Origin of the sequence: Myroides sp. C6-3 (genome assembly GCF_050522425.1) — a bacterium.
Taxonomy (GTDB): domain Bacteria; phylum Bacteroidota; class Bacteroidia; order Flavobacteriales; family Flavobacteriaceae; genus Flavobacterium.
On record NZ_JBMVQP010000002.1, the window covers coordinates 24,908 to 44,238 of the forward strand.

The following is a 19,331-nucleotide window of genomic DNA, read 5'->3' on the forward strand; positions in this document are numbered from 1 at the left end:
TTTGGCAGAATACAATTATTGTAACTCTCTTTTGCTTAGCTCAGTATTAACTCTAGCAATTGTTCTTCTAACCTTTCTGATTTGAAGAGGGTTCTCGATTGGAGAAATTGCATGAGTAGCTTTCAAGCTATTTAATGCGTTAGTCAACTCTTTTAATTGCTCTTGTAAATCAGCTACAGATAGGCTTACTATTTCAGATTGTTTCATGATAAATTTCTATTATGCTTCGAAATCTCTAGCAATTATAAATTTTGTTTTCACAGGAAGTTTTTGAGCAGCTAAGCGCAATGCTTCTTTCGCTACAGATAGTGGAACACCACCTACCTCAAACATTATTTTTCCTGGTTTTACCACAGCAACCCAGTATTCTACTGCACCTTTACCTTTACCCATACGCACTTCAAGAGGCTTCTTAGTGATTGGTTTGTCTGGGAAAATCTTAATCCACAATTGTCCTTCACGTTTCATGAAACGAGTTGCAGCGATACGCGCAGCCTCGATCTGACGAGAAGTGATAAATGCTGAATCTAAAGATTTAATTCCGAACATCCCATTTGAAAGTTCATGCCCTCTTTGGGAAATCCCTTTCATCTTACCTTTCTGTACCTTGCGGTATTTTGTTCTTTTAGGCTGTAACATTTTTCTTCAGTTTAAAAATTACTTTCTTTTGCGTTGGTTAGGTCTACCTTTACTAGATCCTGCTGATGATTTGGATTGTTTTTTATCCATACCAGCTAACGGAGAAAGATCTCTTTTACCGTAAACTTCACCTTTCATGATCCACACTTTAATTCCCATTCTACCGTAAGTAGTATGAGCTTCAGCAAGTGCGTAATCGATGTCAGCTCTGAAAGTAGATAATGGAATTCTACCATCTTTGAAAGATTCTGAACGCGCCATTTCAGCACCGTTTAGACGACCAGAAATCATCACTTTGATTCCTTCTGCATTCATTCTCATCGCAGCACCAATCGCCATACGAATAGCTCTACGGTAAGAAATCCTGTTTTCGATTTGACGCGCGATACTAGCAGCCACTAAGAATGCGTCAAGCTCAGGTCTCTTAATTTCAAAGATATTGATTTGAACTTCCTTATCCGTAATCTTTTTCAATTCCTCTTTCAACTTGTCTACCTCTTGTCCACCTTTACCGATAATGATACCAGGTCTAGCAGTAGTGATAGTAACGGTTACAAGTTTCAAAGTTCTCTCAATGATTACTTTTGATACACTAGCTTTTGATAAACGAGCATGGATATACTTTCTGATTTTGTGATCCTCAGCGATTTTATCACCGTAATCATTTCCACCATACCAGTTTGAGTCCCATCCTCTAATAATACCAAGGCGATTCCCGATCGGATTAGTTTTTTGTCCCATACTGTTTATTAATTGCTTTGTGTGTTATTATTAGATCCTAATACGATTGTAACGTGATTAGAACGTTTTCTTATTCTGTGTGCTCTTCCTTGAGGTGCAGGACGAAGTCTTTTCAACATCATTCCTCCATCTACTCTAATTTCTTTTACAAAAAGTCCAGCTTCTTCCATGTTTTCTTCGCTGTTTTTTGCTTGCCAGTTTGCAATTGCAGACAAAAGTAATTTCTCTAAGTTACGAGAAGCATCTTTTGTGCTGAATTTTAATATGTTTAGAGCTTTTTCTACTTTCTGTCCTCTTACTAAATCCGCTACTAAGCGCATTTTTCTTGGAGAAGTAGGGCAATTGTTTAGCTTAGCAAAAGCAACTTGCTTATTAGCTTCTTTAATTTGCTCAGCTCTCTCTCTTTTACGAACTCCCATAGCTTCTTATTATTTTTTACCTTTATTCTTTGCACCAGCGTGACCTCTAAACGATCTTGTTGGTGAAAATTCCCCTAACTTGTGTCCAACCATGTTCTCTGTTACATATACAGGAACAAATTGACGACCATTATGTACTGCGATTGTCTGTCCAACGAAATCTGGAGTAATCATAGAAGCTCTTGACCAAGTTTTGATAACAGCTTTATTTCCAGACTCTACATTTTTAAGAACTTTCTTCTCTAATTTAAAGTGAACATAAGGTCCTTTTTTTAACGAACGTGCCATGTCTTACTCTTTTATTTCTTTCTACGTTCAACGATATACTTGTTACTCGACTTAACTTTAGAACGAGTTCTATAACCTTTAGCAGGCATCCCATTTCTTGAACGTGGGTGTCCTCCAGAAGAGCGACCTTCTCCACCTCCCATTGGGTGATCTACCGGGTTCATAGCTACTGCTCTAGTTCTTGGTCTTCTACCTAACCATCTAGATCTACCTGCTTTACCAGAAACGATTAATTGGTGATCGTGGTTCGATACAGCTCCAATAGTCGCCATACAAGTTAACAAAATCAAACGCACTTCTCCAGAAGGCATTTTAATTGTTGCATACTTACCATCTCTTGCTACTAATTGAGCGAAAGTACCAGCTGAACGAGCAATTACTGCTCCTTGACCAGGACGTAATTCAATACAAGAAATAACAGTTCCTAAAGGAATTTTACTTAAAGGCATTGCATTACCAACTTCTGGCGATGCATCTGGTCCTGAAACTACAGTTTGTCCAACTTTAAGACCAGCTTGTGCGATAACGTAAGTTTTTGCTCCATCCGCATAAGCAAGTAATGAAATAAATGCTGAACGGTTTGGATCATACTCGATTGTTTTAACAATTGCAGGAACTCCTTCTTTTGTTCTTTTGAAATCGATGATACGATATCTTTGTTTATGACCACCACCTGTGTAGCGCATGGTCATTTTTCCTTGACTATTTCTACCTCCAGATTTTTTTTTCGGTGCTAGTAAACTACGCTCCGGCTTATCAGTTGTTATAGCGTCAAAACTATTTACAACTCTAAAACGCTGACCTGGGGTAATAGGTTTTAATTTTCTAACTGACATTATTTATTAGATATTTGAATAAAAGTCTATATTATCTCCTTCTTTCAATTCAACTATTGCTTTTTTGAAAGCATTAGTTTTAGCGTTAATCATACCGCTTTTTGTATACTTAACAGAACGCTTAGCACCATAGTTCATAGTATTTACGTTAACAACACTAACACCATATGTAGCTTCTACCGCTTTTTTGATCTCAATTTTGTTCGCTTTTCTATCAACTACGAAACCATAACGGCCAAAAACTTCACCGTCTTTTGTTACTTTTTCTGTAATTATAGGCTTAATTAAAACACTCATGTTCCTATTATTTGCTTAAATTTTCAACAATTCCAGCCACAGATCCCTCTGTCAAAACTAAGCTTCCCGCGTTTAAAATAGCGTAAGTACTTAATTCTGAGTTAGTTACAACAGCAGCCTTCTCTAAATTGCGTGATGACAAATATACATTTTTATTTGATTCACCCAACACAAATAGAGATTTTTTATTTTCTAACCCTAAAGCCTTCAATACACTAATGAAATTTTTAGTGCTTGGTGCCTCGAAGTTGAAGTTTTCTAAAACGATTAAGTTCTCTTCACGAACCTTAATTGAAAACGCTGATTTTCTAGCTAAGCGTTTTAAGTTCTTATTCAATTTGAAAGAGTAGTTTCTTGGTCTTGGTCCGAAGATTCTTCCTCCTCCTCTGAATACTGGTGACTTGATGCTACCTGCTCTTGCCGTTCCAGTTCCTTTTTGCTTTTTAATCTTGCGCGTACTTCCAGCAATTTCAGCTCTTTCTTTTGCTTTATGCGTTCCTTGTCTTTGGTTTGCTAAATATTGTTTAACATCAAGGTATACTGCGTGATTATTTGGCTCAATTCCGAATACTGAATCTAAAAGTTCAACTTTTCTTCCAGTATCTTTCCCTGTAATATCTAAAACTTTTACTTCCATTACTTCTGAATGATTACATAAGAGTTTTTGTGTCCTGGAATAGCTCCTTTTACAACAAGTAGGTTCTTATCAGCCACTACTTTTAAAACTCTAAGATTTTGTACTGTTACATTTTCTCCTCCAGTTCTTCCTGCCATGCGCATTCCTTTGAATACTCTAGATGGATAAGAAGAAGCCCCTACAGAACCTGGTGCTCTTAAACGGTTTTTTTGACCGTGAGTAACTTGACCTACTCCGCCAAATCCATGACGTTTAACAACCCCTTGGAAACCTTTTCCTTTAGATACACCTTGAACGTCTACATATTCTCCTTCGATGAACAAATCAACCGTGATAACATCACCTAATTTGTACTCTCCTTCGAATTCTTTGATCTCAACGACTTTTCTCTTAGCAGATGTTCCCGCTTTCTTAAAGTGACCTAACTCAGCTTTAGTAGCGTGTTTCTCTGTCTTGTCATCGAAACCAAGTTGTAACGCTTCATACCCGTCAACCTCATTGGTTCTGACTTGGGTAACGACACATGGACCAACTTCGATTACTGTACATGGAATGTTTTTTCCATTTTCGTCGAAAATACTAGTCATGCCGATTTTTTTACCAATTAACCCAGACATAAATATTTAATTAAATTATTTGAAACTTATTTAAAAGAATTAAGCATTAGAGCTTTTCAGCCCTAATACTCAATCCCTACTCTTTTATTTTTTTTGAAATTACTTTCGATTATCACACTTTAATCTCAACTTCTACTCCACTTGGTAACTCTAATTTCATTAAAGCGTCAATTGTTTTAGAAGAAGAAGAATAAATATCTAACAATCTTTTGTAAGAACTAACTTCAAATTGCTCTCTTGCTTTCTTGTTTACGTGTGGTGAACGTAAAACAGTAAAGATTTTTTTATGAGTTGGTAACGGAATTGGCCCTGTTACTACTGCACCTGTACTTTTTACAGTTTTTACGATTTTCTCCGCTGATTTATCAACCAACATATGATCGTAAGATTTTAATTTTATTCTGATTTTTTGACTCATTTTTCTCTAAAATTAAGCGTTTCCTTTTGCTTTAGTGATTACATCCTCTGAAATGTTTGATGGCGTTTCAGAGTAGTGAGAGAACTCCATTGTAGAAGTAGCTCTACCTGATGATAACGTTCTCAATGTAGTTACATATCCGAACATTTCTGATAACGGCACAGAAGCTTTTACAACTTTTGCTCCATTTCTATCATCCATGCTGTTGATTTGCCCACGACGACGGTTCAAATCCCCAACGATATCACCCATGTTTTCTTCAGGAGTCAATACTTCTAACTTCATGATAGGCTCAAGAATTACAGCACCAGCAGCTTTAGCAGCAGCTTTGTAACCCATTTTCGCTGCCAATTCGAATGATAATGCATCCGAGTCAACCGCGTGGTAAGAACCATCTGTTAGTGTAACTTTCATCGAATCCATTTCGAAACCTGCTAAAGGCCCTTGTTTCATCGCTTCTTTGAATCCTTTCTCTACAGAAGGAATATATTCTTTTGGTACGTTACCCCCTTTTACCTCATTTACGAATTGCAATCCAACGAATGGTTTTCCATCCACTTCGTCAGCAGGTCCAATTGTAAACACGATATCCGCGAATTTACCACGTCCACCAGATTGTTTTTTGTAAGATTCTCTGTGATTAGCAACACGCGTAAGTGTTTCTTTGTATTCAACTTGAGGCTCACCTTGGTTCACTTCAACTTTGAATTCACGTCTCATACGGTCGATCAATACATCTAAGTGCAACTCTCCCATACCAGAGATTACTGTTTGCCCAGAAGCTTTATCTGTTTTCACAGTAAACGTAGGATCCTCTTCAGACAATTTAGCTAAAGCAGTTCCCATTTTATCCATATCCGCTTTTGTTTTTGGTTCAATAGCGATACCGATTACTGGATCAGGGAAATCCATACTTTCTAATACGATAGGATTTTTCTCATCACATAAAGTATCTCCAGTTTTGATATCCTTAAATCCTACAGCAGCTCCAATATCTCCAGCCTCAATATATTCGATTGGATTTTGTTTGTTTGCGTGCATTTGGTAGATACGAGAAATACGCTCTTTGTTACCTGAACGCGTATTCAATACATAAGAACCTGCATCTAAGTGTCCTGAATAAGCTCTAAAGAAAGCTAAACGACCTACGAAAGGATCAGTAGCAATTTTAAACGCTAACGCAGCAAACGGCTCAGAAACTGATGGCTTACGCACTACTGGCTCTTCAGTATCAGGATTTGTTCCTTCGATAGCTTCCTTATCCATTGGAGAAGGTAAGTAACGACAAACAGCATCCAACATAAACTGAACACCTTTATTTTTGAATGATGAACCACAAGACATCGGGATGATACTCATATCCAACGTCGCTGCACGCAACGCTTTGTGAATTTCGTCCTCTGTAATTGAGTTTTCATCTTCCATATATTTCTCAAGAAGGTTCTCGTCATAAGCTGCGATCTCCTCGATTAATTGACCTCTGTATTGTTTAACATCAGCAACCATATCAGCTGGGATTTCAACAACGTCAAATGTAGAACCATGATTTTCATCATGCCATACAATTGCACGGTTTTTCACTAAGTCAACGATACCTTTGAAATCTGCCTCATCACCAATTGGTAAAACGATTGGCACAGCATTTGATTTCAACATATCTTTAACTTGCTGACATACTGCTAAGAAGTTAGCTCCTTGACGGTCCATTTTGTTAACGAACCCCATACGAGGAACTTTATAGTTATCAGCTAATCTCCAGTTAGTTTCAGACTGTGGTTCAACACCATCAACTGCACTAAATAAGAATACTAATCCATCTAATACACGTAAAGAACGGTTCACCTCAACTGTAAAGTCAACGTGTCCTGGAGTATCAATAATATTGAAGTGGTACTCCATAGACTCAGCTATCTTCTCACCTTGTTTAGTTGGGAAATTCCAAGTACAAGTAGTCGCTGCTGAAGTAATAGTAATACCTCTTTCCGCTTCTTGCTCCATCCAGTCCATTGTAGAAGACCCTTCGTGAGTTTCTCCCATTTTATGGTTTTTACCAGTATAGAACAAAATACGTTCTGTAGTAGTTGTTTTACCAGCATCGATGTGAGCAGCGATACCAATATTTCTTGTATATTTTAAATCTCTTGCCATTGTATAATTTTTCTGTATGGATTAAAATCTAAAGTGAGAGAACGCTTTATTAGCCTCAGCCATTTTATGCGTATCCATTCTCTTTTTAACTGCAGCACCTTCTTCTTTAGCAGCAGCTAAAATTTCAGAAGCTAATCTTGCAGCCATAGACTTCTCATTTCTTCTTCTCGCATACAAAATCATCCATTTCATTGCCATAGAAATTTTTCTATCTGGACGAATTTGCATAGGAATTTGGAATGTAGCTCCACCAACACGACGAGAACGAACCTCTACGTGTGGCATAACGTTAGTTAAAGCGTCTTTCCAAATTTCTAATGAAGTTTTCTCCTCATCTTGTTTTTTCTCTTCAACGATTGCTAAAGCATCATAGAATACTTTAAAAGCTGTAGACTTCTTACCGTCCCACATTAAGTTATTCACAAAACGCGTCACTAATTGATCATTAAATTTCGGATCTGGTAAAAGAGGTCTCTTTTTCGCCTGTCTTTTTCTCATGTCTTTTTCTTAAACGTTTAAACGATTATTTTTTGTCTTTAGGGCGTTTTGCACCATATTTAGATCTTCTTTGTGTTCTACCGTTTACTCCAGCAGTATCCAAAGCTCCACGTACGATGTGGTATCTAACACCTGGCAAATCTTTTACCCTTCCTCCTCTAACTAATACTATCGAGTGCTCTTGTAAATTGTGTCCTTCTCCTGGGATGTAAGCGTTTACTTCATTACCATTTGTCAAACGTACCCTTGCAACTTTACGCATTGCAGAGTTAGGTTTTTTAGGTGTAGTAGTATAAACACGCGTACAAACTCCTCTTCTTTGAGGACAAGAATCCAAAGCAACCGATTTACTCTTCTTAGTTAATTGGGTTCTCCCTGTTCTTACTAATTGTTGAATTGTTGGCATAATGTTTATTAATAATTTCTACAATATATTATTCCGCACTATATACGGGGTTGCAAATGTAGAAAGTTTTTTTCTTTTTTCAAAAGACAATCTATTAATTTTCAAGTAATTTATTTATTTTATTCTTTAAGCCTCAGCTTCTTACTTTTTTTATTTTACTTTACACCTAAATATATAGCCCCGTGTCTAAGTCACTCTTCTTCTTTCTTTTGTTCACCATGCTACATTTTACTAGCTATGGACAAGATGTGCTCTTTACACTTGAACTAACTGCAACACTCGAAAAAGAACGTGACATAGTACAAGCTATAGCATATCAAAAAGAACACCCAGATCTACAGTCTGTCCATCAAACCATTGACCATGTGGATCAATTACTCTACAAAAAGGGCTATTTAGCATTGACTAAGCGTCAACAAAAAGAACAAGCAAACCTAATATATACCTATACACTAGCCGATCCCATCCGTCAAATTGTTCTATCCAACAACCTTTTATCACCAAAAATTCAAAAACAAATTGATTTCACCACAGATAGTCTTACACTTGCTTTTGAATCTCTTTCCACCACATTACAACAATACACTCAACAACTAGATCGCGATGGCATGGGCATGTCTACCTTGCAGTTGACTAATCACCGCATTCAAAATGACACGCTATATTGTTCGCTACAACTAAACTTAACGCAAGGCAGAACACTAGATCAAATTGAAATTCAAAGCAGCAATCGAGTGCCTGAGAAAATCATCCGACAGCTAACCAAACGCTACCTCAACAAGCCTTATAGTGAACAACTCATCGCTGAGCTCACTTCTACAGTTCATACACTCGATTTTTTAACTTCGTATAAAACTCCAGAAACGCTTTTCACAGATGATTCCACCACTTTATTCCTTTATTTAGATAAGGCAAACACCAATTCTTTTGATGGATTTATGGGATTCAGTACGGACGAGAAAGACAAGTTTACGCTAGCTGGTTATTTGGATCTAAACTTAAACAATGTCTTGAACAAAGGGGAATCTCTTTCGTTATACTGGAGAAGTGATGCGAATAAGCAAACGCAATTTGACTTTAAAACGTCTTTTGTCTACCTCTTCAACACACCTTTAAATATCAATGGTCAACTCAATATTCAGAAACAAGATACCATTTACCAAAACACAAAACTCGGCTTGCAATTGGGATATGCCATTCGATACAACCGCAATATTAAAATTGGATATCAAAGTACATCATCAACAACCAATAGTATATTGCCTTCGATGGAAAATTTTGACAGCAAATTTTACACCTTAAACTACACCCAAATTCAAAAGCGAACAAGCCTACCAATTTTCCCAATCAATTATACCCTAGATGTTTTACTAGGTACAGGTAATCGAACAACTGAAGAAACGAAGCTATCTCAATACATGATACAGCTTCAAGCGAATAAAAACTTCGAACTTGCGCCCAAGCACTACCTCTATGTTAATTGGACCTATTATTCGCTCTTTAGCGAAGACTATCTCATTAATGAACTATACCGTTTTGGTGGCACACAATCACTTCGCGGTTTTCAAGAAAATAGTTTATTAGCCAATCAGCTTAACCTAATCAACACAGAGTATCGATTCTTAGTACATCCTAGTTTATACTTACATACGATTTTTGATTATGCCATTCAAAATTACAAGCCTTTGAACCAAACCAATACCTTATATAGTATAGGTATGGGATTGGGCTTTATTACCTCATCGAGTTACTTCAACCTCTCTTTTGCCAATGGAAAGCAACCAGGGGTACCTTTTTCTTTTGACAACACCACAATTCACATCGGATTTAAAACCCTCTTTTAATTTCCGAAAAGATTAGGACTCCCCTCAAAAAATAGCTATCGTATAATAAAAATATAACTACCTTTGCCTCATGGATCAGGAGAATCAAATTTTTGGTATTCGTGCGATAATCGAAGCCATTGAAGCAGGTAAAGATATAGATAAGGTATTCTTACAAAAGGATGCACAGGGTGAATTAATGAATGAGTTAATCAAAACATTAAAGCGAAATAATATTAATTTCTCTTATGTTCCTATCGAGAAACTCAACCGTCTAACAAAGAAGAACCACCAAGGGGCTATTGGAACAATTGCTCCTATTTCGTTTATCTCACTAGAAGAACTAGTAGAAACGACCTTGGAGAAAAAAGAAAAACCTCTTTTTGTTGTTTTAGATCAATTATCGGATGCACGTAATTTTGGAGCGATTATTCGTACTGCAGTTTGCTGTGGTGCAGATGGAATTATCATCTCAAAAAATGGCGCTGCTCCTGTAAATGGCGATACAATTAAAACCTCAGCAGGTGCTGTTTTCAATATTCCAATTTGTAAAGTGGACCACATTAAAGATGCGGTCTTCTACTTACAAGGATCTGGTGTTATTACTTTAGGCGCTACTGAAAAAGCAGAAAAAGAAATCTACGATGTAGAACTCAATATTCCTTTAGCTATTATTATGGGGAGTGAAGACCGAGGTATCAATCCTTCTGTGTTGAAAATCATAGATGAAAAAGCAAAATTACCCATGTTCAGCACCATTGATTCTTTGAACGTATCAGTTGCTTGTGGGGCATTCCTATATGAAATTATCAGACAACGTAGATAAATGAGTGATCGGTTATGATGGAGAATTATATTCTACATTCATTGGATTTATCTTTCAAAAATAAAAAGGGAAAGGATAGCCGTTGCTATCCTTTCCCTTTTTATTTACTATTCTTTGCGATGTGCAATCATCTTGCCAATCTCGCCCCCCGATTCTCTTATCGTCGCCTCCCCATTTCCATACACAATTGGCAAAGTTGGTCGATATGGATTTTTTAAATCCAGAACCTCCTTCACCTCTTTCGGTATAATGACAAAGTTTCCCTTTTCATCAAAGCATTGCATAAAGGGATCCTCATTCGGATTGTAACTTGGGGACTGCCATTCATACTTATATACCTTTTCCGCATATACAGGATTCTTCAAGACGAAAGACAACAGCATTCCTGTAATAAAACCACTTAAATGTCCCTCCCAAGAGATTCCTTCTTCAATATCAGGAAAAACATACCAAATCATACTTCCATACAACATCACAATAAGAAGAGAGAGCGCCACTAATCTAAAGTATTTTGTTTGGATCCCTTTAAAGAACATATAGCTCACTAAAACGTATATTAATCCACTAGCGCCTATGTGATAGCTTTCTCTTGCAATAATCCAAGTCCCTAATCCAGATAATAAAATCCCCCACCCCAAAACCTGCCATACTTGTTTTTTATAAAAAAATTGCACCAACAAAAGCAATACAAATAAGGCTACAGAATTGTTGTAGATGTGTTTTAGTCCTCCATGAATAAAAGGGCTAAATAAGATTCCTCTCAACCCCTTTAAGGTACGAGGATAAATTCCATATTGATATAATTGCAAATAATCTTTCCAATCCAACCAATACACAGTCCAGATCAACATAAGAAACAGAACAGGGAGAATAATTAAATCGGCGGTTATAACAAGTTGTTTATCTTTCATTGGGGCGTTTCCTTGATACGTAAAACATAAAGATATAAAATAGTAACGCAATTCAACTATACAAACCACAGCGTTTAGCTACAATTTCACTCGACTTCTTTTTATTCGACATTATAGGTTGTATTTTTGTGTTTCTCAAAATTACATTGTCATGGATGCACCATTAGCAGAAAGAGTACGACCACAGACCTTGGCTGACTATGTTAGTCAAGCTCATTTAGTTGGTGAACAAGGAATCTTAACAAAACAATTACAAACTGGTTTTATTCCATCGTTGCTTTTTTGGGGACCTCCTGGAACAGGAAAGACTACATTAGCTGAAATCTTAGCCAAAGAAAGTCAGCGTCCCTTTTACGTTTTAAGTGCAATTAACTCTGGAGTAAAAGATGTCCGAGAAGTAATAGAGAAAGCTAAATCCAATCATGGATTATTTACGGCTCGCAATCCCATTTTATTTATTGACGAGATTCACCGTTTTAGCAAGTCACAACAAGATTCACTTTTAGCAGCTGTTGAACGTGGATGGATTACGTTAATTGGCGCAACAACAGAGAATCCTAGTTTTGAAGTAATTCCTGCTTTACTTTCTCGTTGTCAAGTCTATACGCTCAATGCGTTTACGAAAGAGGACTTACGCACGCTACTAGACCGAGCTATTGAAAAAGATACATTCCTGCGTTCTAAACGCATTACACTACAAGAGACAGAGGCTCTTTTTCGCGTATCTGGTGGAGATGGCCGAAAATTGTTAAATACTTTTGAGCTCATTGTCAATGCCACAACAGGAGATGACGTTCTTTTAACCAATGATTACGTCATGCAAATCGTTCAAAAAAACACGGTTCTTTACGATAAAACAGGAGAGCAACACTACGATATTGTATCCGCCTTTATCAAATCCATCCGCGGTAGTGATCCCAATGGTGCTGTGTATTGGTTAGCGCGTATGATTGAAGGAGGAGAAGACGTAAAATTCATTGCGAGACGACTTGTAATAGCAGCTTCCGAAGACATTGGCAATGCTAATCCGACAGCGCTAATTATGGCAACCAATACGTTTCAAGCCGTTGCTGTAATTGGCTATCCTGAAAGTAGAATCTTATTGAGTCAATGTGCCATTTACCTTGCGACCTCACCGAAGAGTAATTCTACCTATATGGCTATTGGTAAAGCCCAACAACTTGTTAAACAAACAGGAGATTTAGCTATACCTATTCACTTGCGCAATGCACCAACGAAATTAATGAAAGAATTAGGCTATGGTGAGGACTACAAATATTCCCATGATTATCCGAACAATTTTGTAGACCAAGAATTCTTACCTACAGAATTAAGTGGAACGGTTTTATATGAACCAGGACACAATAGTAGAGAAAATGGCACGCGCGATTTCTTGAAAAACAGATGGCAATTTAAATACAACTATTAAAACGAAAGCCTGCTCTTACAGCAGGCTTTTAATATCTAATAAAGTAGTTACTTGAGGCAAAGTTACAGGAACTTTTTTGCGATGCTCATTATAATAAATCACATCCATTCCTATATTTTGTGCTCCTTCTATATCTGCTAAAAGGTTATCTCCAATCATAACCGTATCTTGTACCTCAACTTGAGCCAACTGCAAAGCATAGGTAAAAATTTTAGCATCTGGTTTTTTAACCCCAGCTAATTCAGAATTAGTTACCGTTTTAAAAAAGGGCTCTATACCCGAGTTTTTTATTTTTCTTGCTTGTACTTGGTCAAATCCATTAGTGATAATGTGTAGCTTGTATTTTTCATTCAAATACCCTAAAATCTCAATCGCTCCTTCAAACAAATAGTTGTAATTAGGTAAATAAGTTAAATACTTATCCCCTACCTCCAGCATTTTTTCTGTTGTAGCTGCATAACCCAACAACTCAAAAGTATCACGTATTCTACCGATTCTAAGTTCTGCTTGCGACACTTGGTTTAAACTATAGCGATCCCAATAGGTAGCATTAATTCCAACATAATAATGTAAAAATTGCTCAATCGTAAAAGGCAATTGCATTTCACTTAGGACTTGTTCAAAGGCTAAACCGGAATTCTTTTCGAAATCCCATAAGGTGTGATCAAGGTCAAAAAATATATCAGTTTTATGTTCAAATTTCTTTAATGACATAGGTGTTATTTTCATATAAGAACACAAAAGTAAACAATTTAAAAAAACTGTTGTTATAGTCGCCCATGATCTGCAAAACTATAGTAGTCACATTCCGTAATAATAAAATGATCTAAGATCACAATATCCATAATTTTACCTGCTTTTTTTATTTTCTCTGTAATCTGAATATCCGCCTCACTAGGTTGCAGCTTACCAGAAGGATGGTTGTGCACTAGAATAATAGCTGTGGCGTTCTTTTCTAACGCTAGCTTAAAAAGAATACGCAAGTCTACTAGAGTTCCTGTAACTCCACCTTTACTGATACCAACTGTTTCTATCACTTGATGCTTGATGAATGGAGCTTCTTTATTCGTCGTAATTCCTCTTACCGCATTGGAGTTATTCAAGAAGATCACCCAGAACTCCTCATGGTTGAGCTCTCCAATTTTTGGTTGCATCAATTCAAAGACATCCTGACTGCAGTTGATCTTAGTTCGAGAAGGGAGATCCGCCATTCGTCTTCGTTGTCCCAATTCTAAAGCAGCTACAATAGCAATAGCCTTGGCTTCACCTATTCCCTTAAATCGCCTCAGATTTTCTACGGATTGTTTAGCTAGTTCTGCTAAACTAGACTCTGTATTTTCCAATATTCGCCTACTGAGATCAATTGCAGATTCGTTTTTATTTCCAGAATTAATCAGAATTGCAATTAACTCTGTATCACTCAATGCACCTTTTCCTTTGAGTAATAATTTTTCTCTAGGTCGATCATCAATCGCCCAGGTGGAGATCGGTTTTCTTACATCAGCCATAACATTTCGTCTTTTGATTCTCTCTTGTGTACCTCAAAAATCGATCCTTTATTCGATGTCTTTCTCTCCATTCAAGTCTTTATTGTACTTTCTAAATAAAAAAATCCTTTCATTGAAAGGATTTTTTTATTATTACAAATTTTGCACATATTCATTTAAGTTCAGTCCACCGTAATCTCCTGAACTCATAAATAACAAAACACTGTCTTTTAGATCTAAGTTTTTAATATAGGTTTTAAAATTTTCAGCATTTGTATAAGTCTTCAACGCTTGCAATTCAAAAGCTTTTTGCATTTGTTCTGTTGTAATCTCAGGCATGCGTTTAATCTTCAAAGCATCTAAAGAATAAAACACCACTGCTTGATCTGCGACATCTAGGCTTCCTCTATATTCGGATAAGAAATCAGCATTCAAACTACTATAAGTATGAAGTTCTAAACACGCGATTAACTGCTTATTTGGATATTGCTCTCGAACGGCTTTCATGGTAGCTTTCACCTTACTCGGTGAATGGGCGAAATCTTTATATACAACTGTCGTTTGTTCATCATACAATTTCTCTAAGCGTTTTGAAGCTCCTTTAAAGCTTGTGATCGCATCAAAGAAATCGTCCTCATCTATTCCCATATTTTGACATACCCATTTTGCACCACTAATATTGTTGATATTATGTTGTCCAAATACTTCCAAAGGCATAGGTCCTTCTGATGTTACTAAATAAGCTACACCATCAACACTTTCATTTTCTAAGGTTGTGTAAGGCAATTTCCGAATGGGATTGTTACTCTCTTCTGTAATTTGCTTTACAATCTCATCTTCTTCATTGTAGATTAAGATGCCCCCATTGGTAATCTTATCGATAAAAATTCGAAATTGATCCACATAATTTTCAAATGTTGGAAACACATTAATATGGTCCCAAGCAATACCACTTAGCAAAGCGATATTAGGTTCATATAGATGAAACTTCGGACGGCGATCAATTGGCGAAGACAAATATTCATCCCCTTCAATGAGCATAAAATCATTTTCATCAGTTAAATTGACCATTCGATCAAATCCTTCTAACTGTGCTCCTACCAAATAATCAACTTCCACACCATGATAATTCAACACGTGCAACACCATCGAAGTAATGGTTGTTTTTCCATGTGACCCTCCAATAACAACTCTAGTTTTATTCTTAGCGTGTTCATAAATAAACGCTGGATAAGAATAAATCTTTAAGCCTAATTCTTTTGCCCTGATCAGTTCTGGATTATCCTCTTTAGCGTGCATGCCCAAAATCACGGCATCGATAGTTGCAGTGATCTTTTCAGCAAACCAACCTTCTTGTTTAGGCAATAAACCTTGTTGAGCTAACCTTGTTTTTGATGGTTCAAAAATAGCATCATCACTTCCTGTTACAACATCACCTTTTGCATGCAAGGCTAGAGCTAAATTGTGCATGGCACTTCCACCTATTGCGATAAAATGTATACGCATTCTATATCTTTTTTACTTCAATTCTTATTGGAGGTTAAAATTACAATATTATTACTAAAAAACAGGATACTTTCACAAGACGATCGAGAAAAATAACCGCTGTATTTTTATTGCTACTTGTATGTTTTCTTTTACAACTTCTCCCCCGATACAGCTCCTGCTCTCGATCAACCTTATTTTCAAATTACCTCCTTAACCGTTATTTTACTATTTAAATAATAATTAAGAAAAAATATATCGTATTTTCGTCAAAATTTTTTAACAAAAAATCACCCTATGGACAATTACACTCCACCACCCGTACCGTCACAAAAAAGTGGCAATACACAAGTTTTAGGTATCTTAGCTCTTGTTGCGGGTATCATTGCTTTACCTTCATCATTTATCCCTTGTTTTGGGCTTGTTGCACTTATTGTTGCAGTTGTAGCCATTGTATTGGGTATTTTAACCATTTCTAGTGCAAAGAAAAACAACGAACCTAAAGGTTTAGGTGTTGCCGGACTAGTTCTTGGTGCGATCAGTTTCGTCATCATTCTTGCTTGGGGAGCTTTATTTGCTACCGTAACAACAGCAGCAATTAAGAACATCGATGACATGCAAAAAGAAATGGAAAATATGTCAACGGAAGATTATCCGTATTACAACGAAGAAGGTACTGAAGAAGACTCACTTCAGGATCAAGAAGACGTATACCTTTTAGAAGAGCAAATAACGGAATAAGTCGTGCAGAACTATAGGATCATCAATTGTATTTTTTTTGTATTTATCTTGTGTTTATTTGGCTATATCCTTTTCTTAAACACAACCACTTCTACCGCATTAAGTATTCGTTCTTCTTGCGAGGGATTGCCAGAATCACTTTGCAGAAGTAGAGGTTTGACTCGAGACTTTATGTCGCTGTTAAAAGGTAAAAACGATTTGATTAATCCTTATAGTTATACTATCTTCTTGTTTTTTGCCTATGTAGGTTGTTCAAGAGGGGCTTTGTTATTACTTCCCTTACGACTGTATAAAAACTGGATGGCATACCTTGACATTGTCATATTGAGCATCTTCTTTTTATACGCTTTTATTCCTTTATTAGGTGTAAATTAGAAATAAAAAAACAGTTTAAAAGAGTACTCTTTTAAACTGTTTTTTCATGGGTTTCCATTTGCTTTATAAAAAAAGCAGTAGTTCTTCAACTACTGCTTTTTTATTCTTCTTATTTTACTACATTCATTTCGTCAACAATGTGTTTTGCATCAGCAAATTTGTCGATAATGAATAATACATAGCGAATATCAACGTTGATAGTACGTTGCAATTCTGGATCGTAGATAACATCTCCAGCCATTGCTTCAATGTTTCCATCAAAAGCTAAACCAATCAACTCTCCTTTACCATTCAATACAGGAGAACCTGAGTTACCTCCAGTAATATCGTGATTTGTTAAGAAGTTTACTGGCAAGTGACCTTCTTTATCTGCATATACTCCATAATCTTTGGAATTGTACAAGTCAGTTAATTTTTGAGGTACCTCAAACTCGTCATCTCCAGGAACGTGTTTAGCGATTGTACCTTTTAACGTCGTATACCAGTTTTCTTTTGCATCATTTACTTTTGCTCCTCTAGGCAATCCTTTTACTGTACCATAAGTCAAACGCAACGTTGAGTTTGCATCTGGGTAGTATTTTCCATTTGGATTACTCTGTCTAACTCCGTCAACAAACAAGCGATATGCTTTTTGATACTTGTCTTCTAATCCTACTAACTCATCACTTTTTGCACGGTATTGCTCCATGATAGCGATAGACAACTCCAATAAAGGATCATTTTCAAAAGTAGTAGAAGGGTTTGCTAAGAACGCATTAATTCTATCCTTATTTACGAAGATACTTTTTTCAAAAGCTTCGTTTACAAATTTAGTAAAATCACCGTTGTATTTTTTCTCAATTTCAGCGATATAAGGAGTGATAGCGTATCCTGTAGATTTAGTAGCATATAAAGCCAATTGTTTAGCTAGCATTTCTTTTTCTAGCTCTTCATTTTGTCCTTCATAGATTTCATTCACATAAGCCATGAAATCATCGTGCATTTCTTTTCTTTTCTTTGTATCACCCTTAGTATATGCTTCAATTCCTCCTGATAAACGATAAGGAGTTGCAGCCAAAGCAGATGTACGCAATAACGTCATTAAGTAGTTATCGTGACGTGATTTTTCATTTGTAGCGCTATAGAATGCGTTGATGTTAGCAATAACATCACCATACTTCGCTTTATTTTCTTTTTTATTCGCCCATACTTGGAAGTTCTCTTCTGCTTTTGTTTTAGTAGCAACCGTTTGATGTTGGTTTAAAGCATCGATCATTCCTTGTCTATTTTTCCAATAGTTTGCTACACCAGCATATTGAGAAGCATAGTTTAGACGGACAGCGTCGTCTTTTGCCATGTGTTTCTTCATGACATCCATTCCTAATTTAGATCCTTCAACCCAAGCTGGATAAGCATATTTAATATTTTGCTCTACCCCTTGTGCAGGCATCCAGCGGTTAGTTCTACCTGGATAACCTAAAATCATAGAGAAATCACCTTCTTTGATCCCTGCAATAGATACAGGTAAAGCGTGTTTCGGTACCATTGGTACGTTAGCTGCATCATATTCTGCAGGGTTTCCTTCTTTATCTGTATATACACGGAAAATAGAAAAATCTCCTGTATGACGAGGCCATTCCCAGTTGTCTGTATCACCACCAAATTTACCAATGCTATTTGGAGGTGTTCCTACTAAACGCACATCATTATAGTCCTCGTATACGAAGTAATAAAATTCATTTCCTTGGAAAAAGGATTTAACAGATACTGTATATCTTCCATTTTCATTATTTTCTTCTTGAATTTTAGCGATCTCTTTATTGATTGCTCTCTCTCTATCTACTTCAGACATTTGACCATTAACAACACTCAAGATGCGTTTTGTTACATCGTCCATACGAACGAAGAAGCGAACAGATAGACCTTTAGCTGGTCTTTCAGCTGCTTTATCTTTAGCCCAAAATCCGTTAGTTAAGATATCATCCTCTGGAGTAGATAAGTTAGCGATCTTATCATAACCACAGTGGTGGTTAGTCAAAACTAAACCTTGATTAGAGATTATTTCAGCAGTACACCCACCATCAAACTGCACAATTGCATCTTTCAATGAATGGTTATTAATACTGTAAATTTCTTCAGCTGTAAGCTGTAATCCCATTTTTTCCATATCGCGTTGGTTCAAACGCTCAAGGAACATTAAAAACCACATTCCTTCGTCTGCCTTTAACTTCACAGGCGCAACTAATAAAAATGCAGTCAGTAATAGAACGATTTTTTTCATAATTATAATAGTATGTTACTTAGTTTGCGAAGATAGTTTAATAAACAAAA

The 19,331-nt window shown here is 36.5% G+C and carries 23 protein-coding genes; 5 read left to right on the forward strand and 18 right to left on the reverse strand.

The features are described from left to right. Positions 1–15: 15 nt before the first annotated feature. The 13 genes from rpmC to rpsL all read right to left on the reverse strand — a co-directional run bounded on the left by rpmC (position 16) and on the right by rpsL (position 7,944). On the reverse strand, positions 16–207 hold the full coding sequence (gene rpmC / locus ACPDG9_RS01160) for a 50S ribosomal protein L29 (RefSeq protein WP_430526021.1): 192 nt from the start codon (positions 205–207) through the stop codon (positions 16–18). 12 nt (positions 208–219) lie between these two features. Beyond that, positions 220–639 carry a 50S ribosomal protein L16 gene (gene rplP, locus ACPDG9_RS01165; RefSeq protein WP_002987510.1) on the reverse strand — a complete coding sequence of 140 codons (420 nt, stop codon included), beginning with the start codon at positions 637–639 and terminating at the stop codon, positions 220–222. Between the two features lie 18 nt (positions 640–657). Further along, complete coding sequence (gene rpsC, locus ACPDG9_RS01170) at positions 658–1,380, reverse strand: 30S ribosomal protein S3 (RefSeq protein WP_430526022.1); 723 nt, start codon at positions 1,378–1,380, stop codon at positions 658–660. 8 nt (positions 1,381–1,388) lie between these two features. Continuing rightward, on the reverse strand, positions 1,389–1,799 hold the full coding sequence (rplV, locus tag ACPDG9_RS01175) for a 50S ribosomal protein L22 (RefSeq protein ID WP_002987512.1): 411 nt from the start codon (positions 1,797–1,799) through the stop codon (positions 1,389–1,391). 9 nt (positions 1,800–1,808) lie between these two features. Then, positions 1,809–2,087, reverse strand: a complete 279-nt coding sequence (gene rpsS / locus ACPDG9_RS01180) for a 30S ribosomal protein S19 (protein ID WP_002987514.1) — start codon at positions 2,085–2,087, stop codon at positions 1,809–1,811. An 11-nt stretch (positions 2,088–2,098) separates the two neighbouring features. After that, a complete protein-coding gene (gene rplB, locus ACPDG9_RS01185) occupies positions 2,099–2,923 on the reverse strand; it encodes a 50S ribosomal protein L2 (RefSeq protein WP_002987516.1) in 825 nt (274 codons plus the stop codon). A 6-nt stretch (positions 2,924–2,929) separates the two neighbouring features. Further along, the gene (gene rplW / locus ACPDG9_RS01190) at positions 2,930–3,220 is read right to left on the reverse strand and encodes a 50S ribosomal protein L23 (RefSeq protein ID WP_158962477.1); all 291 of its coding nucleotides are present in this window, start codon (positions 3,218–3,220) and stop codon (positions 2,930–2,932) included. A gap of 7 nt (positions 3,221–3,227) precedes the next feature. Then, positions 3,228–3,857: a 50S ribosomal protein L4 gene (gene rplD / locus ACPDG9_RS01195; protein ID WP_182626743.1), complete on the reverse strand. Its 630-nt coding sequence runs from the start codon at positions 3,855–3,857 to the stop codon at positions 3,228–3,230. Then, positions 3,857–4,474, reverse strand: coding sequence for a 50S ribosomal protein L3 (gene rplC, locus ACPDG9_RS01200; RefSeq protein ID WP_430526023.1), 618 nt, complete (start codon positions 4,472–4,474; stop codon positions 3,857–3,859). Before rplC ends, rplD begins: the two co-directional genes overlap by 1 nt. Positions 4,475–4,586: 112 nt before the next feature. Next, positions 4,587–4,892, reverse strand: a complete 306-nt coding sequence (rpsJ, locus tag ACPDG9_RS01205) for a 30S ribosomal protein S10 (protein WP_026710316.1) — start codon at positions 4,890–4,892, stop codon at positions 4,587–4,589. 12 nt (positions 4,893–4,904) lie between these two features. After that, positions 4,905–7,040, reverse strand: coding sequence for an elongation factor G (fusA, locus tag ACPDG9_RS01210; RefSeq protein ID WP_430526024.1), 2,136 nt, complete (start codon positions 7,038–7,040; stop codon positions 4,905–4,907). A 21-nt stretch (positions 7,041–7,061) separates the two neighbouring features. Beyond that, positions 7,062–7,538 carry a 30S ribosomal protein S7 gene (rpsG, locus tag ACPDG9_RS01215; RefSeq protein WP_158962473.1) on the reverse strand — a complete coding sequence of 159 codons (477 nt, stop codon included), beginning with the start codon at positions 7,536–7,538 and terminating at the stop codon, positions 7,062–7,064. Positions 7,539–7,563: 25 nt separating this feature from the next. Next, positions 7,564–7,944, reverse strand: coding sequence for a 30S ribosomal protein S12 (gene rpsL, locus ACPDG9_RS01220; RefSeq protein WP_002987523.1), 381 nt, complete (start codon positions 7,942–7,944; stop codon positions 7,564–7,566). Between the two features lie 182 nt (positions 7,945–8,126). On the opposite strand from rpsL, the gene ACPDG9_RS01225 reads away from it, so the two are divergent. Both ACPDG9_RS01225 and rlmB read left to right on the forward strand, forming a co-directional pair. Continuing rightward, entirely contained in the window at positions 8,127–9,788 is a 1,662-nt protein-coding gene (locus ACPDG9_RS01225) for a hypothetical protein (RefSeq protein WP_430526025.1), read from the forward strand. Between the two features lie 70 nt (positions 9,789–9,858). Continuing rightward, entirely contained in the window at positions 9,859–10,593 is a 735-nt protein-coding gene (rlmB, locus tag ACPDG9_RS01230; protein ID WP_430526026.1) for a 23S rRNA (guanosine(2251)-2'-O)-methyltransferase RlmB, read from the forward strand. Between the two features lie 107 nt (positions 10,594–10,700). On the opposite strand, the gene ACPDG9_RS01235 is transcribed toward rlmB, so the two are convergent. Beyond that, positions 10,701–11,504, reverse strand: coding sequence for a rhomboid family intramembrane serine protease (locus tag ACPDG9_RS01235; protein WP_430526027.1), 804 nt, complete (start codon positions 11,502–11,504; stop codon positions 10,701–10,703). 151 nt (positions 11,505–11,655) lie between these two features. Between ACPDG9_RS01235 and ACPDG9_RS01240 the strand changes: the two genes are divergently transcribed. Then, a complete protein-coding gene (locus tag ACPDG9_RS01240) occupies positions 11,656–12,933 on the forward strand; it encodes a replication-associated recombination protein A (RefSeq protein WP_430526028.1) in 1,278 nt (425 codons plus the stop codon). A 15-nt stretch (positions 12,934–12,948) separates the two neighbouring features. Here the strand turns inward: ACPDG9_RS01240 and ACPDG9_RS01245 are convergent, their stop codons facing one another. The 3 genes from ACPDG9_RS01245 to ACPDG9_RS01255 all read right to left on the reverse strand — a co-directional run bounded on the left by ACPDG9_RS01245 (position 12,949) and on the right by ACPDG9_RS01255 (position 15,926). Further along, on the reverse strand, positions 12,949–13,647 hold the full coding sequence (locus tag ACPDG9_RS01245) for a YjjG family noncanonical pyrimidine nucleotidase (RefSeq protein ID WP_430526029.1): 699 nt from the start codon (positions 13,645–13,647) through the stop codon (positions 12,949–12,951). Between the two features lie 53 nt (positions 13,648–13,700). Continuing rightward, entirely contained in the window at positions 13,701–14,441 is a 741-nt protein-coding gene (locus ACPDG9_RS01250; protein WP_430526030.1) for a JAB domain-containing protein, read from the reverse strand. 132 nt (positions 14,442–14,573) lie between these two features. Then, positions 14,574–15,926 carry a UDP-N-acetylmuramate--L-alanine ligase gene (locus ACPDG9_RS01255; protein WP_430526031.1) on the reverse strand — a complete coding sequence of 451 codons (1,353 nt, stop codon included), beginning with the start codon at positions 15,924–15,926 and terminating at the stop codon, positions 14,574–14,576. Positions 15,927–16,202: 276 nt separating this feature from the next. Between ACPDG9_RS01255 and ACPDG9_RS01260 the strand changes: the two genes are divergently transcribed. Both ACPDG9_RS01260 and ACPDG9_RS01265 read left to right on the forward strand, forming a co-directional pair. After that, complete coding sequence (locus tag ACPDG9_RS01260; RefSeq protein WP_430526032.1) at positions 16,203–16,646, forward strand: DUF4190 domain-containing protein; 444 nt, start codon at positions 16,203–16,205, stop codon at positions 16,644–16,646. Positions 16,647–16,649: 3 nt separating this feature from the next. Next, positions 16,650–17,021 carry a hypothetical protein gene (locus ACPDG9_RS01265; RefSeq protein WP_430526033.1) on the forward strand — a complete coding sequence of 124 codons (372 nt, stop codon included), beginning with the start codon at positions 16,650–16,652 and terminating at the stop codon, positions 17,019–17,021. A 109-nt stretch (positions 17,022–17,130) separates the two neighbouring features. On the opposite strand, the gene ACPDG9_RS01270 is transcribed toward ACPDG9_RS01265, so the two are convergent. Continuing rightward, positions 17,131–19,281 (reverse strand): S46 family peptidase, encoded by a 2,151-nt coding sequence (locus ACPDG9_RS01270; RefSeq protein ID WP_430526034.1) that lies wholly within the window; start codon positions 19,279–19,281, stop codon positions 17,131–17,133. Between the last annotated feature and the right edge of the window lie 50 nt (positions 19,282–19,331).

Coding starts and splice junctions, on each gene's coding strand:
- rpmC (WP_430526021.1), bottom strand. CDS start 207: ATGAAACAATCTGAAATAGTAAGCCTATCTGTAGCTGATTTACAAGAG.
- rplP (WP_002987510.1), bottom strand. CDS start 639: ATGTTACAGCCTAAAAGAACAAAATACCGCAAGGTACAGAAAGGTAAG.
- rpsC (WP_430526022.1), bottom strand. CDS start 1,380: ATGGGACAAAAAACTAATCCGATCGGGAATCGCCTTGGTATTATTAGA.
- rplV (WP_002987512.1), bottom strand. CDS start 1,799: ATGGGAGTTCGTAAAAGAGAGAGAGCTGAGCAAATTAAAGAAGCTAAT.
- rpsS (WP_002987514.1), bottom strand. CDS start 2,087: ATGGCACGTTCGTTAAAAAAAGGACCTTATGTTCACTTTAAATTAGAG.
- rplB (WP_002987516.1), bottom strand. CDS start 2,923: ATGTCAGTTAGAAAATTAAAACCTATTACCCCAGGTCAGCGTTTTAGA.
- rplW (WP_158962477.1), bottom strand. CDS start 3,220: ATGAGTGTTTTAATTAAGCCTATAATTACAGAAAAAGTAACAAAAGAC.
- rplD (WP_182626743.1), bottom strand. CDS start 3,857: ATGGAAGTAAAAGTTTTAGATATTACAGGGAAAGATACTGGAAGAAAA.
- rplC (WP_430526023.1), bottom strand. CDS start 4,474: ATGTCTGGGTTAATTGGTAAAAAAATCGGCATGACTAGTATTTTCGAC.
- rpsJ (WP_026710316.1), bottom strand. CDS start 4,892: ATGAGTCAAAAAATCAGAATAAAATTAAAATCTTACGATCATATGTTG.
- fusA (WP_430526024.1), bottom strand. CDS start 7,040: ATGGCAAGAGATTTAAAATATACAAGAAATATTGGTATCGCTGCTCAC.
- rpsG (WP_158962473.1), bottom strand. CDS start 7,538: ATGAGAAAAAGACAGGCGAAAAAGAGACCTCTTTTACCAGATCCGAAA.
- rpsL (WP_002987523.1), bottom strand. CDS start 7,944: ATGCCAACAATTCAACAATTAGTAAGAACAGGGAGAACCCAATTAACT.
- rlmB (WP_430526026.1), top strand. CDS start 9,859: ATGGATCAGGAGAATCAAATTTTTGGTATTCGTGCGATAATCGAAGCC.
- ACPDG9_RS01235 (WP_430526027.1), bottom strand. CDS start 11,504: ATGAAAGATAAACAACTTGTTATAACCGCCGATTTAATTATTCTCCCT.
- ACPDG9_RS01240 (WP_430526028.1), top strand. CDS start 11,656: ATGGATGCACCATTAGCAGAAAGAGTACGACCACAGACCTTGGCTGAC.
- ACPDG9_RS01245 (WP_430526029.1), bottom strand. CDS start 13,647: ATGTCATTAAAGAAATTTGAACATAAAACTGATATATTTTTTGACCTT.
- ACPDG9_RS01250 (WP_430526030.1), bottom strand. CDS start 14,441: ATGGCTGATGTAAGAAAACCGATCTCCACCTGGGCGATTGATGATCGA.
- ACPDG9_RS01255 (WP_430526031.1), bottom strand. CDS start 15,926: ATGCGTATACATTTTATCGCAATAGGTGGAAGTGCCATGCACAATTTA.
- ACPDG9_RS01260 (WP_430526032.1), top strand. CDS start 16,203: ATGGACAATTACACTCCACCACCCGTACCGTCACAAAAAAGTGGCAAT.
- ACPDG9_RS01270 (WP_430526034.1), bottom strand. CDS start 19,281: ATGAAAAAAATCGTTCTATTACTGACTGCATTTTTATTAGTTGCGCCT.